The sequence below is a fragment of the Streptomyces sp. NPDC034111 genome (assembly GCF_055575375.1).
The window spans coordinates 119917-132368 of sequence record NZ_JBVIST010000013.1; the positions used below are offsets into that span (position 1 = coordinate 119917).

Annotated in this window: 13 protein-coding genes; 7 read left to right on the top strand and 6 right to left on the bottom strand. The window is 73.0% G+C overall.

Annotated elements, in window-relative coordinates:
• Positions 1-375: 375 nt before the first annotated feature.
• Positions 376-1881 (bottom strand): MFS transporter, encoded by a 1506-nt coding sequence (locus ACZ55A_RS25735; RefSeq protein WP_468844432.1) that lies wholly within the window; start codon positions 1879-1881, stop codon positions 376-378.
• 147 nt (positions 1882-2028) lie between these two features.
• Between ACZ55A_RS25735 and ACZ55A_RS25740 the strand changes: the two genes are divergently transcribed.
• Positions 2029-3057 carry an Lrp/AsnC family transcriptional regulator gene (locus ACZ55A_RS25740; protein WP_468844626.1) on the top strand — a complete coding sequence of 343 codons (1029 nt, stop codon included), beginning with the start codon at positions 2029-2031 and terminating at the stop codon, positions 3055-3057.
• 7 nt (positions 3058-3064) lie between these two features.
• Here the strand turns inward: ACZ55A_RS25740 and ACZ55A_RS25745 are convergent, their stop codons facing one another.
• The 4 genes from ACZ55A_RS25745 to ACZ55A_RS25760 are packed head-to-tail and all read right to left on the bottom strand — an operon-like array spanning position 3065 to position 6736.
• Complete coding sequence (locus ACZ55A_RS25745; protein ID WP_468844435.1) at positions 3065-4261, bottom strand: ABC transporter permease; 1197 nt, start codon at positions 4259-4261, stop codon at positions 3065-3067.
• A complete protein-coding gene (locus ACZ55A_RS25750) occupies positions 4258-4995 on the bottom strand; it encodes an ABC transporter ATP-binding protein (RefSeq protein WP_468844437.1) in 738 nt (245 codons plus the stop codon). Before ACZ55A_RS25750 ends, ACZ55A_RS25745 begins: the two co-directional genes overlap by 4 nt.
• On the bottom strand, positions 4992-6107 hold the full coding sequence (locus ACZ55A_RS25755; protein WP_468844440.1) for a peptidoglycan-binding protein: 1116 nt from the start codon (positions 6105-6107) through the stop codon (positions 4992-4994). The genes ACZ55A_RS25750 and ACZ55A_RS25755 overlap by 4 nt, the downstream gene beginning before the upstream one ends.
• Complete coding sequence (locus tag ACZ55A_RS25760; RefSeq protein ID WP_468844442.1) at positions 6104-6736, bottom strand: hypothetical protein; 633 nt, start codon at positions 6734-6736, stop codon at positions 6104-6106. Before ACZ55A_RS25760 ends, ACZ55A_RS25755 begins: the two co-directional genes overlap by 4 nt.
• A 133-nt stretch (positions 6737-6869) precedes the next feature.
• Between ACZ55A_RS25760 and ACZ55A_RS25765 the strand changes: the two genes are divergently transcribed.
• Genes ACZ55A_RS25765 through ACZ55A_RS25775 form a run of 3 tightly spaced genes read left to right on the top strand, consistent with a single transcriptional unit; the run spans position 6870 to position 9588 of the window.
• Complete coding sequence (locus ACZ55A_RS25765) at positions 6870-7556, top strand: winged helix-turn-helix domain-containing protein (protein WP_468844445.1); 687 nt, start codon at positions 6870-6872, stop codon at positions 7554-7556.
• A complete protein-coding gene (locus tag ACZ55A_RS25770) occupies positions 7556-9100 on the top strand; it encodes an ATP-binding protein (protein WP_468844448.1) in 1545 nt (514 codons plus the stop codon). Before ACZ55A_RS25765 ends, ACZ55A_RS25770 begins: the two co-directional genes overlap by 1 nt.
• Positions 9097-9588 carry a GerMN domain-containing protein gene (locus tag ACZ55A_RS25775; protein ID WP_468844450.1) on the top strand — a complete coding sequence of 164 codons (492 nt, stop codon included), beginning with the start codon at positions 9097-9099 and terminating at the stop codon, positions 9586-9588. Before ACZ55A_RS25770 ends, ACZ55A_RS25775 begins: the two co-directional genes overlap by 4 nt.
• Positions 9589-9619: 31 nt before the next feature.
• Here the strand turns inward: ACZ55A_RS25775 and ACZ55A_RS25780 are convergent, their stop codons facing one another.
• Entirely contained in the window at positions 9620-9784 is a 165-nt protein-coding gene (locus tag ACZ55A_RS25780; RefSeq protein ID WP_468844453.1) for a hypothetical protein, read from the bottom strand.
• 177 nt (positions 9785-9961) lie between these two features.
• Here ACZ55A_RS25780 and ACZ55A_RS25785 point away from each other — a divergent pair, with 177 nt between their 5' ends.
• The 3 genes from ACZ55A_RS25785 to ACZ55A_RS25795 all read left to right on the top strand — a co-directional run bounded on the left by ACZ55A_RS25785 (position 9962) and on the right by ACZ55A_RS25795 (position 12448).
• Positions 9962-11146: a sensor histidine kinase gene (locus ACZ55A_RS25785; RefSeq protein ID WP_468844456.1), complete on the top strand. Its 1185-nt coding sequence runs from the start codon at positions 9962-9964 to the stop codon at positions 11144-11146.
• Positions 11134-11787, top strand: a complete 654-nt coding sequence (locus tag ACZ55A_RS25790; protein WP_468844458.1) for a response regulator — start codon at positions 11134-11136, stop codon at positions 11785-11787. The genes ACZ55A_RS25785 and ACZ55A_RS25790 overlap by 13 nt, the downstream gene beginning before the upstream one ends.
• 166 nt (positions 11788-11953) lie before the next feature.
• Positions 11954-12448, top strand: coding sequence for a VanZ family protein (locus ACZ55A_RS25795; protein WP_468844460.1), 495 nt, complete (start codon positions 11954-11956; stop codon positions 12446-12448).
• Positions 12449-12452: the final 4 nt, after the last annotated feature.

Below are 12452 nucleotides of genomic sequence, written 5' to 3' on the forward strand. Positions count from 1 at the left end.
CGCGAGCCAGTCTCGAGCTCAGAGCTTGGGTTAGTCGTAGTCGAAGTAACGGCGCCTGTTGCGACGACGGCGGCCGTGCCTACGGCGGCGGCGCCTGCGGTCCCTGTCGTGGTCCCAGTCGTCGTGCCTACGCCTACAGGGGAAGACTTTTCGGAAGCTCATACTCGCCTCCATAGAAGGTTTTTCCTTGCTGACGCGTCGTTTCCGACTGCGTCAACTCCCAAGCTACGTCGCCCACCTGCCTCCCAACAAGTAAATATGCGTGAAAATTCAGACAAACTAGGAAATTCTTTTCGCGTCAGCACAGAGTGGTGGGATGTGACGCTCCGCATGTACGGCCGGCGCCTCCGCGGCGCCCGCCCGACCAGGCAACTATCACCCTCCGTAGCCGGTACGGGACTTGACGGTCCGATGGCGGCGGATGGACGGGCCTGAGAAGTTGCGCGGACGACGAGGGGTGTGCAGGAACGCGGCCGCCGCGGCGGTGCCGGCAAGCAGTACGACGGCGGCCCAGCAGGCGTCAACTGCACCGTGCAGCGCGGCGGCCGCGGCGGGTGCACCGGTGGCGGCGGTGCGGAAGAAGACCGCGCCGAGCAGGGCGACGCCGAGCGTGCCGCCCAGTTGCTGGGCGGCGTTGAGCAGGCCCGCCGCCGAGCCGGTCTCCTCCCGGCGGACCCGGCGCAGCGCGGTGGTGAAGAACGGGACGGCGAACAGCCCCTGCCCCAGCCCGCAGGCCGTCAGCGCGCCGAGCAGCGGCCACGGGTAGGTCGCGGCCCGGCCGGTGCCGTAGACGGCCATGGCCCCCAGGGAGCCGAGAAAGAGGGCGGTGAGGCCGGCGAACATCACGCGGGCGCCGTAACGGGGCACCAGACGGGCGCCCGCGACCCAGGACGAGACCGCCATCGCGCACGACCACGGCAGCAGAGTCAGCCCGGCGGAGCGGGCATCGGCGCCCGTGCCGAGCTGGAGCTGGAGCACGATGACCAGCATCAGGCCGTTGATCACCGCGAAGAACAGCAGGCCGGCGGCGAGCGCCGCGGGAAAACCGCGGTCCCGGAAGAGGCCGGCCTCGACGAGCGCACTGCGGCCCAGGGCGGTACGGCGGCGCTGGTGGGCGCCGAACACGACCAGCAGGCACAGCCCGGCGGCGAGGGCGAGCCACGTCCGGGGCGCTCCCCGGTCCGGTCCGCTCTCGATCAGCGGGTGGATGATCAACCCGGTGCCGAGCACCGCCAGTGCCGTACCGGCGAGATCGAGCCGCGGCCGCCGCTCGGAGCGGTCCTCACACAGCAGCGGCGTCGCGGCGAGCACGCCGAGGCCGAGGGGGACATTGACCAGGAACACCGCCCGCCAGGAGGAACCGAGCAGGTCGGCGTGGGTCAGCACGCCGGCGAGGACCGGGCCGCAGACCGCGGCCAGGCCCATCACCGGACCGATGCTGCCCATGGCCCTGGCGAGGTCGTCGCCGGTGAACATGGCGCGGATCAGCCCGATGGTCTGCGGGATGACCAGCGCGGCCGCGGCCCCCTGCACCGCCCGCGCGGCGATCAGCATCGCTGGGGAGACGGCCAGCGCACAGACCACCGAGGCGGCCACGAACGCGGCGGTCCCGATCCGGAAGACCCGTCTGCGGCCTGCGATGTCGCCGAGCCGGCCGCCGGTGATCAGCAGGACCGCGAACGGCAGGGTGTAGGCGGCGCTGAACCACTGGATGGCGGAGGCCGGACCGCCGAGTCCGGCGTGGATCACCGGTGCGGCGACGGTCATGATCGTGGAGTCGAGCAGATTCATCGCCTCGGCGATCAGCAGCACCACCAGGGCGGCCCAGCGGCGGGGGTGGGGCAGGGCGGGCGCGGGTGGCATCGGGGGCAGGGGTGGCATGGCTTCTTCCCTTCGGCGGATTCCCGGCAGAGCGTGCGGGGGCGCGCGGCAGGCATTCCACTGGGGAGGGGAAGATGGCCGATGTTTTCCATCGAGGTGGCGACGGTGAAGGATTTATCCGTGGATGAGCGCGCCAGGCCGGCGGTGATGCTGGACGAGGTGGACCGGGGGCTGATCCATGCGCTGCATCTGGACGGACGGGCGCCGTTCAGCCGGATCGCGGAGGTGCTCGGCGTCTCGACCCAGACCGTCGCCCGCCGCTACCGGCGGCTGCGCGCGCGGGCCGGTCTGCGGGTCGTCGGGCTCGCCGAGCCGCACCGGGCGGGCCGGGCGCAGTGGCTGGTCCGGCTCAGCGCGGCCCCGCACAGCGCCCAGGACCTCGCCCGTGCGCTGGCCCGGCGGGCGGACACCTCCTGGGTGAAGCTCGCCTCCGGCGGCACCGAGATCATCGCGGTGGTGGACACCCCGGCCGATGCCGCGGGCCACTCCCTGCTGCTGCACGACATCCCGCGCACCGCCGGTATCACCGCGGTCTCCGCCCACTGTCTGCTGCACACCTACCTCGGCGGCCCCACCGCCTGGCGCGGCCGCGCCTCCGTCCTCGACGCACGGCAGCAGCGACAGCTGACGGCTCCTCATGAGGTGCCTGATGAGGCGGCGGACCGCGCTCAATACGCGTCCAACGGCGCGGTGTTGACCGAGGCCGACGGCGCGCTGCTGGCCGCGTTGCAGCGCGACGGGCGCACCGGTCAGGGCGAACTGGCCGCGGCCACCGGCTGGTCACCGGCCACCGTCGCCCGCCGACTGGCCGCCCTGCGGGCCGCCGGTGCGCTCTTCTTCGACGTCGAGTGCGACGATGCGCTCTTCGGCGTCACCACCCAGGCCCTGCTGTGGATGAGCGTCGCCCCGGCCCACCTCGACCGGGTCGCCACCGCCCTGGCCGGGCACGACGAGCTCGCCTTCGTCGCCGCCACCACCGGCCGGACGAACGTGGTCGCGCAGGCCCTGTGCCCGGACCCGGCGGCCCTGCACGGCTACCTCACCCGGCGCCTGGGCAGCCAGCGCGCGATCCACGCCCTGGAGACCGCCCCGGTGCTGCGCACCGTCAAGGGGGCGGGTCCGCTCGCGCCCCCGGCGGCCGTCGGCGGGCGGCCGCGCACCCCGCCCGCCGGGTGACGGCCCCTCAGGTCGCGCTGAGAGCCACCGTCGGGTGCAGCCGGGAAGCCCGTACGGCCGGGTACAGGCCCGCGAGCACGCCGATCAGCAGCGTGGCCGCCAGGCCGCCGGCCAGCGACCAGGGCGGCACCACGGCCATCCAGCCCTGCGCACGGGCGAAGGCGACCGTGGCAGCGGCCCCCAGAGCCGCGCCCGCCGCCCCGCCGAGCGCCGACAGCAGCAGGGACTCGGTGAGGAACTGGATACGGATCGCACCCTTCGTGGCGCCCAGGGCGCGGCGGAGTCCGATCTCCTGCCGGCGCTCCAGCACCGAGATGACCATGGTGTTGGCCACGCCCACCCCGCCGACCAGCAGCGCCACCGCGCCGAGCCCCAGCATCAGCGTCGTCAGGCCCTTGTCGGTGGCGGCCTTGGCGGCGAGCGCGTCGGAGGGGCGGGAGACCTTCACCGAGCCCTCGTTGCCGGGGCTGACCGTACGGGCCAGCACCTGCTGGACGGCCTCCACCGAGGCGTCCGTGGACCGCTCGAAGATCACGGTGGGGTGGCCGTCGAAGCCCAAGTACCGCTCGGCCGAGGGGAATCCGACCAGCGCGGTGCGGTCCAGGGTAGGCGCGAGTTCGATGGGCGCGAGGATTCCGGTGACGACGTACCAGCGGTCCTCCAGCAGGATCTTGGCGCCGGGTGCGGCGATGCCGAGCCGGTCGGCGGCGACCGAGCCGAGCACGACGGCGGGCAGCCGTTCGCTCGCCCGGTCCAGCCATTTCCCTTGCCCGGTACGGGCGTTGAGGGCGGTGAGCAGATCGGTGCGGGCGGCCTGGACGGTGACACCGGACGTCAGCTCCTCCGGTACGGCGTCGCTGCGGCGCACCCGGGCGTTGACCGCTCCGGTGGCGGTGGCGTGCTGGACCGGGCCGATCCGCTCGACCATCGCCACCGCGCTCTTGGGGAGTCTGGTGTCGTGGCCGAGCGGGTCCTTGCCCGCTTCGGCGGTGAGCAGATTCGTCCCCAGCCGGTCCAGCCGGGCGAGCAGATCGGCCCGGCTGGAGGTGGACAGGCCGACCACCGCCACCATCGTGGCGATGCCGATCGCGATGCCGAGGGCGGAGAGCACCACGCGGGTACGGCGGCTGCGCAGGCCCTCGGCGCCGGTGCGCAGCACATCGGCCGGAGAGAGCCGGGCCGGGCGCAGGGCGGGGCCGCTCATCGGGGCACCTCCTCGGTGGGGGCGCCGGAGTCGGCGACGATCGCGCCGTCGCGGAAGCGGATCCGGCGGGGTAGCGAAGCGGCGATCTCGTTGTCGTGGGTGATGACGCAGACGGTCGTACCGGCCTCGTGCAGGGCGCGGATGAGCTGCATGACCCGCTCCCCGGAGGCGCTGTCCAGCGCACCGGTCGGCTCGTCCGCGAGCAGCAGGTCCGGCTCGCCGACCAGCGCGCGGGCGATGGCCACCCGCTGCTTCTCACCGCCCGACAGCTGATGGGCGAGGTGGTCGATGCGGTGCCCCAGGCCCACTTCCTCCAGCGCCGTACGGGCCAGGGCGCGGCGCTCGCGCCGGCTGGTGCCGCCGTAGAGCAGACCGTCGGCGACATTGTCCTGGGCGGTGCGGCCGGGGGCGAGGTGGAAGTGCTGGAAGACGAAGCCGATGTGCCGGGCGCGCAGCGCGGAGAGCTGGGGGTCGGACAGCCGGTTCACGTCGTAACCGGCCACCCGCACCTGGCCGGAGGTGGCCCGGTCGAGGGTGCCGAGGAGGTTGAGCAGGGTGGATTTGCCGGAGCCGGAGGGGCCGACGATCGCGACCAGTTCGCCGCGCGCCACCCGCAGGCCGACGCCGCGCAGGGCGTGCACCCCGCCCGGGTAGGTCTTGGTGGCGTCGCGCAGTTCGATGACGGGCGGGAGCACGGCCCGGTCGGTGGCCGCTTCGGTGGGAGCTGGGGTCATTGTTCGGCCGCACCGACCTTCATGCCCTCGGCCAGTCCGGCGCCGCTGACCTCGATCCGGCCGTCGGCGGTCAGCCCGGTCTCGATGCGCACCATGCGGGTCGTGGCGCCCTTGACCACCTCCAGGCCGTAACCGCCCTCGCGCAGCGCGACCACCGCCTCGACCGGAACCGTCAGCACGTCCTTACGGCTTTCGCTGACGAACTTCACGCTCAGGGTGGCCCGTTGGTCCTCGGTGCGGGGGCGGGCGCCGCCGTCGAGGGTGAGCTCGACCTGGACGCCGTCGGACCCGGACCCGCCCGGGGCACCGGCGGCGCCCTCGGAGGACTCGGAGGACTCGGCGTCCTCGGGGGTGACCAGGCCGCTGACCTTGCCGCGTGCCGTGCCTCCGCTGGGCAGCGCGATCTCCGCCTTGGTGCCCAGGGTGGCCAGCGCCCCGTCGGCCTGGTCGAGTTCGGCCCGGACGACCGGTTTGGTGGAGGCGACCGTCAGCACCGGCTCGCCCGGTCCGATCGTGTCGGCGAGGGCGGCGACGGCGGAGACCACACGCACGGGGCCGCGCTGGAAGACGATGTCTCCCTTGCCGACCTCGCCGTTGGCTTCGGTCACGCCGAGGGACTTCTGCCAGGCCTTGACGGCGGCCTTGGTCGCCGCGTCGTAGTGGACGTCCACGTACAGGCCGGAGCCGAAGCCCAGGTCCCTGAGATTCCGCTCCAGTTGGAGGACGTCCGGGCCGCGGTCGCCGGTCTTCATGGCGCGGAACATGGGGGTCGCGCCGTAGAGGAGGACCACCGGGCGGGCGTCGCGCTCGTAGAGCCGCTGTCCGATCGAGACGGTCCGGCCCGGCTGGGCGGCCTTGGTGACCGTGCCCTCCACGGGGGACTTGACGACCCGGCGCTGCGCATAGTCGAGGTGTCCGTCCACGGTCTTGCTCTGGACCAGGTCGGTACGGGTGATCTCGGTCGTCGTGGGCGGTGTCCTGGCGCTGCGGCCGGCGGCCGGGGTGCTGCTTCCGACACCGGTCAGGAGCAGCAGACCGGCGGTGGCGGCGGCTCCCGCGGTCACCGCCGCCACCGCGACGAACCGCCGGGTGCGGTTGGCCGGCTTCCTCACTGCATCCCGTCCAGTCCGTCGCGCAGCTTGTCCTTGCACGCCTGACGGGCCTGCTTGTACGCGGGCGAGTCGCTGCTGATCTCGGGCGAGGCCGGGTTCGGGTCGCCGCCGGGCAGCACACTGCCGTCCTTCAGCTGGGGGTTGGTGAACTTCGATACGCCGTGGGAGCGCATGCACTTGGCGTGCGCGAGCATCGACTCGTAGTCCTTCTGCGTGTCGCGGCGCGGCTCCAGCTTCATCGCGTTGGTCATGTCGTCGACGCAGACACCGTTCTTGCCGCCCTTGGCGATCTCCTCTTTGCCTGGCTTGGCCTGGAGTTCGTCGATCTTCGTCCAGTCCAGATAGCCGCTCAGTTTGGGGTCGGGGAAATCCTTGTCGACGTTCTTGCGCATGCACTGGACGTACTTCATCTGCGCGTCGTAGAAAGCGCTCTTGCCGGGGGCGGAACCGCCGCCGGAGCCGCCTGCGGCGTCCTTCGACCGGTCGCTGGAGGGCGCATCGCTCACGGTGGCGACGCCGTCGTCCTGTGACGCGGCTCCTCCACAGGCTGTGGTCAGGGCGAGGGCCGGCACGGCGAGCAGCAGGGCGAGCCGGGCGGCACGGGAACGGGAGGTTGTCTGCTGGGTCATGCGGCCACCTTCAGGGCGGTAGTTGGTGGCCGTTCCATGGCCGCATGATGAGAGCGTAACAATGGCTCCGGACCGTCTTACCGGCCTGTGGATAACTCCTGAGCTGCGCGAATCCTCGCCCATAATCGGCGGCATGCCGCATGTGCTGTTGATCGAGGACGACACGTCCGTACGGGACGGAATGGAGTTGGTGCTGCGCCGGCACGGCCATCGGGTCGAGGCCACGGGCACCGGCGAGGCCGGCCTTGCGCTGCTGTCCCGGCCGCGGTGCGGCGGCATCGAGATCGCGGTGGTCGATCTGATGCTGCCGGGCATCGACGGCTTCGAGGTCTGCCGCCGGATCCGCGCCCGCAGCCAGCTGCCGCTCATCATGCTCACCTCGCGCGGCGACGATCTGGACGTGGTGAGCGGGCTGGAGGCGGGTGCGGACGACTATGTGGTCAAGCCGGTCACCGCGCGGGTGCTGGAGGCCCGGATCCGGGCGGCGCTGCGGCGGGCCGGCCCTGCCACCCCCGCGGACAGCGAGGAGTTCGCCGATCTCGTCATCGACCGGGCCGGCCTGACCGTCACCAAGCGCGGGTCGCCCGTCCCCCTCCCGCCCACCGAACTGCGGCTGCTGCTCCAGCTGTCCGCCTCCCCCGGCCGGGTCTTCAGCCGCGAGCAGCTGCTGGAACTGGTCTGGGAGCACGACTTCCTGGGCGACTCGCGGCTGGTGGACGCGGCGGTGGGCAGGCTGCGCGCCAAGCTGGAGGACGTCCCCGCCAGGCCGCGGTACATCCAGACGGTGCGCGGTTTCGGCTATCGCTTCGGGCCGCTGTGATGCCGCGGATCGCCGGGCTGCGCGGCCGGCTCATCATCACCGTCGTCGTGGTCGCCCTGATCAGCGCGGTGACGGCCACCGCCCTGGCGTACGGGGAAGCGCGCGAAGCGGTCCTCAAGCGGGCCCAGTCCGCCGCGGTCGACGACTTCCGCAACCGCGTCGAGCGGCTGGCGGCGGACTTCGACGTCCCGGCGGACCCCACCTCCCTGGCCCGGCTCGCCACCGGCGTCTCGTCCGGGGTGCGCGGTGCGCTCGTGGTCGCCCAGTACCGCGACTTCACCGCCTCCTCCGACCCGTCCGCCGACCGGACCAGGATCACCGCCGAGCTGCGCGCGTCGGTGCGCACCCATGACCGGGTCGCGCTCCAGCGGGTGGAGTACGACGGCAGGCCGTGGCTGGTGCTCGGCGCCCCGGTCGGCCTGGCCTCCCCAGCTTCCTCCGGCGCCGCCGCAAAGCCGTCCGGGGTCGAGGTCTTCGCGGTGATATCCCTGGCCGAGGAGGAGCGGGATGCCGCCGACCTGGTGCGCGCGGTGCCCGGCGGCCTGCTGCCCGTGGTGCTGCTGGCAGCCGTCCTCGCCCTGCTCGCGGCCCGTACGGTGCTCCGGCCGGTACGCAATCTGGCCCGGGCGACCCGCCGGCTGGCCAAGGGCGAACTGAGCATCCGCGTCGAGGAGAAGGGACGCGACGAACTGGCCGAGCTGGCCCACACCTTCAACGAGACGGCCGGCACCCTGGAGCACACCGTCGGCGAGCTGCGCGAACAGGAGGCCCGGGCCCGCCGCTTCGTCGCCGATGTCTCCCATGAGCTGCGCACCCCGCTCGCCGCGATGACCATGGTCTCCAGCGTCCTGGAGGAGGACGCCGATCAGCTCACCCCGGACACCGCGCATGCGGCGCGTACGGTCGGTGCGGAGACCGCCAAGCTCGCCCGGCTCGTCGACGACCTCATCGAGATCTCCCGCTTCGACGCCCGGGCCGCGGCGCTCACCGTGCACGAGGTCGATGTGGGCGAGGCGGTGCGTGCCACGCTCGCGGCCCGTGGCTGGACCGGCCGGGTCGAGGCCGATCTGCCGGCCGGCATACGGGCCGGGCTCGACCGCCGCCGCCTCGATGTCATCGTCGCCAACCTCGTCGGCAATGCGCTGCGGCACGGCGCACCGCCGGTGACCGTCACCCTGCGGGCGACGGACGCCGGGCTGACCGTCACGGTCGCCGACCGCGGTCCGGGCCTGACCGCCGAGGCCGCCCGTCATGTCTTCGACCGCTTCTACAAGGCCGACAGTGCCCGCACCCGCTCCGAGGGCAGCGGCCTGGGCATGGCCATCGCCCTGGAGAACGCCCGGCTGCACGGCGGCACCCTCCAGCTGACGTCTCCCGCCCCGGACCCCGCCCCCGACGCCACCGGACCGGCAGCTCCCGCACCCACTTCCCCCGGCGCCGTCTTCACCCTCCACATACCCCTGCCCGTCGCCCTGCCCGTGCCCCCGCCCGAGCCCCCGCCCGTGACACTCTCTGCCCCTGTTCCCACGGAAGCCCGCCCATGACGCGCCCCCGTACCGCCCTCCTCTGCGGGCTGCTCACCCTCCTCGGCGCGGGCTGCGGCATCCGCCCCACCGGCGTCAGCGACGGCGGACCGCCGCCCACCGGGATCCCGCAGGGCATGCGGGTCTACTTCGCCTCCGACAGCGGCCCGCGCGGGGTCTCCCGGCCGGGCATCGAGATCGATCAACTCGACGACGCCTTCAAGCTGCTGGCCGGCGGGCCCACACCGGAGGAACGGGCGAGCGGGCTGGCCAATGTTCTCTCGCCGGAGATGAACTTCCACGCCACCTCCCGCCGCGGCCACGTCACCATCAGCACCGATGACTACGTCGGCTCCCCCCAGGACGTCGGCACCGGCCAGCTGGTCTGCACCCTGGCCCGCACCGAGGTCCTGCTGCACGGCACCCGCCCGGACAAGGTCCAGGTGACCCTCATCGGCCGGGACGGCCAGGCCGGCCCGTACCGGTGCCAGCAGTTCCTGCCGCGCTGAGCCACGGCCCCGGCCGCCGTGCCCTCCCGGCTCAGGACCGCTTGCCCCGCATCAGGAACAGGCCCGCCGCCGACGACAGGACGAACACACCGCTGGTGACGCTGATCAGAATCTGCTGAAGGCCGTCGAAGGCGAAGCTGGTGGAGACATTGACGGCGAGGGCAACGGTGAGGACGAACCAGAGCAGGGCCTTCATGGGAGTTCCTTCCGGGCGAAGCAGGTGACCGAGCCAACCGTGCGGCTCTGGGTTCGACGATGCCGTCGCGGGGGCGGCGGAGCGAGGGGGCGCACTCCCGAAGTGGGGGTGTAGCCCACTACACCCCCGGGCGGCGGGCGCGCCGAACCGCCAGGGCCGGTCAACTAGCCTGTGCCCATGGGGGAGCCGGTGCGCAGGGCGGGGCGGGCCACGGTCCAGTTGCTGACCGGGGCCGGGCTGGCGCTGCTGTCGTACCTCTTCGTCGGGGTGCTGATGTTCACCGCCGTCGCCACGGTCATCGTGGTGGGCGCGGGCGTACTGCCCGAGACCGTGCTGATGCTGCGCAGAATGGCCGGGTTCAAGCGGCGGCGGATCGCGGCCTGGACGGGTACGGCGGTCCCCGAGGCGTATCTGCCGCTGAACGGTGAGCTGTTCGAGCGGGTGCGGACGGCCACCGCTGACCCGGGCACGTACCGGGATCTGCGCTGGCTCGCCGTGCACCTCTGCTACGGCGTCCTCCTGGCGTATCTCGCGCTGCCGCTGTGGGTCCTCGGGCTGCTCGTCGACGGGCTGTGGTGCGGGCTGCTGGGGCACCGGGCCGCCGTACTGCCGCTGATCGGGCGGCTGGCCGACCTCGACGCGGCCTGGTCGCGGGCGCTGCTGCTGCCCTCACCGGACGGCCGGCGCACCGCGCAGCTCGCCGAGCGGGTCGAGGAGCTGACCCTCACCCGGGCCGGCGCGGTCGCCGCGCACGGTGCCGAACTGCGGCGTATCGAACGGGATCTGCACGACGGCACCCAGGCCCGGCTGGTGGCGCTGTCCATGCGGGTGGGCCTGGCCAGGCTCGCCTACGACACGGACCCCGAGGCGGCCCGCAGGCTCCTGGACGACGCGCAGGAGCAGGCCGAGGAGGCGCTGGCCGAGCTGCGCCATGTGGTCCGCGGGATCCATCCGCCGATCCTCACCGACCGGGGGCTGGTGGGCGCCGTGCGGGCACTGGCGGCGAGCAGCGGACTCGAGGTGGCGGTGCGCGCCGACGGGGTGGAGGAGGGGCCGCGGGCCCCGGCGGCGGTCGAGGCGGCCGCGTACTTCGTCGTCGCGGAGGCGCTGACCAACGCGGCGAAGCACAGCGGGGCGGACCGGGCCGTGGTGGAACTCTCCCGTGGGGCCGGGTCGTTGCGGCTTACGGTGCGCGATCAGGGGTGCGGTGGTGCGGAGCGGCCGGTTCCGCCGGGGGCGCCGGGCGGCAGCGGGCTGCTCGGCATCCGTCTCCGGGTCGCGGCGCTCGACGGGACCGTGGAGCTGACCAGCCCCGTCGGGGGGCCGACCGTGATCGGAGTGGAGCTGCCGTGCGCGTGGTGATCGCCGAGGACAACGCCCTGCTGAGGGAGGGGCTGGTCCTGCTGCTGACCTCCGCAGGGCACGAGGTGGTGGCGGTGGCGGCCAGTGGGCCCGAGGTGCTGCCCGCGCTCCTCGAACACCGCCCGGATGCGGCGGTGTTGGACGTCCGGATGCCGCCCGGGTTCCGCGACGAGGGACTGCGCGCGGCGCTGGCGGCGCGGCGGGAGGTCCCCGGTCTGCCGGTGCTCGTACTGTCGCAGTACGTCGAGGAGACCTACGCCACCGAGCTGCTGGGCGACGGTGCGAGCGGGGTCGGGTATCTGCTCAAGGACCGGGTGGGGCGGGTCGAGGCGTTCCTGGACGCGCTGGAGCGGGTCGCGGGGGGCGGTACGGCGCTGGACCCTGAGGTGGTCACCGAGCTGCTGGCCCGGCGCCGCGACGATCCGCTGGCCGCCCTGACGCCGCGCGAGCGGGAGGTGCTGCACCTGATGGCCGAGGGCCGGGACAACGCGACCATCGCCAGGCTGCTGGTGGTCTCGGACCGGGCTGTCAGCAAGCACATCGGCAACGTCTTCGCGAAGCTCGGCCTGCCGCCCAGCGACAGCGGGCACCGCCGGGTACTGGCCGTGCTGGCCTACCTAGGCAAGACCGCCCGGCCCTGACGCCCGCTCAGCCGGCGCTGCCCCTCCCCCTGGTGATCAAGTTCACACCTTTCTCCAAGAACGCTCGATATACGCCTTACGTCCTCCCAGGCACGTTCCGGCGCCACGTCACTGCCGCCGACGCGGGGCAGCGAGGAGCCCACCCCCCTGGAAGGAAGGCATTCCCATGTCATTCAGCGCGGCATTCGGTGTGGGCGTCGTCGGCAGCGTGATGATCGCCGTGCTGACGGCGGTGACCGGCCGCCCCCGGCGCATCGCCCCTCGTGTCCTCGCGTCCTTGGGCTGGCTGTGGGTCTCCTGCCTCGTGGGCCTCACCTTCGGCACGCGGTCCGGCGGTGGCAAGGCCGTCAACGTGGCGCTGCTCAACGTGGCCAACCCCTTGGACATCAAGGACTTCCTCGTGAACATCGCGATGTTCGTGCCCGGCGGACTGCTCCTCGGGGCCACGCGGACCGGGCTCCGGTGGGCCTGGCTCGTCGGCTTCTTCGGTTCCCTCGCGATCGAGACGGCGCAGTATGTGACCGCGTCCGGGCGCACCGCGGACATCAACGACCTGCTGTCCAACACCCTGGGCTGCGTCATCGGCTATCTGTGTGCGGCGGCGGTGGTCCGGGTGCGCCGGAAAATGCTGTGCGGATCGGGCATCCGGTTGCCAGGCTGACACC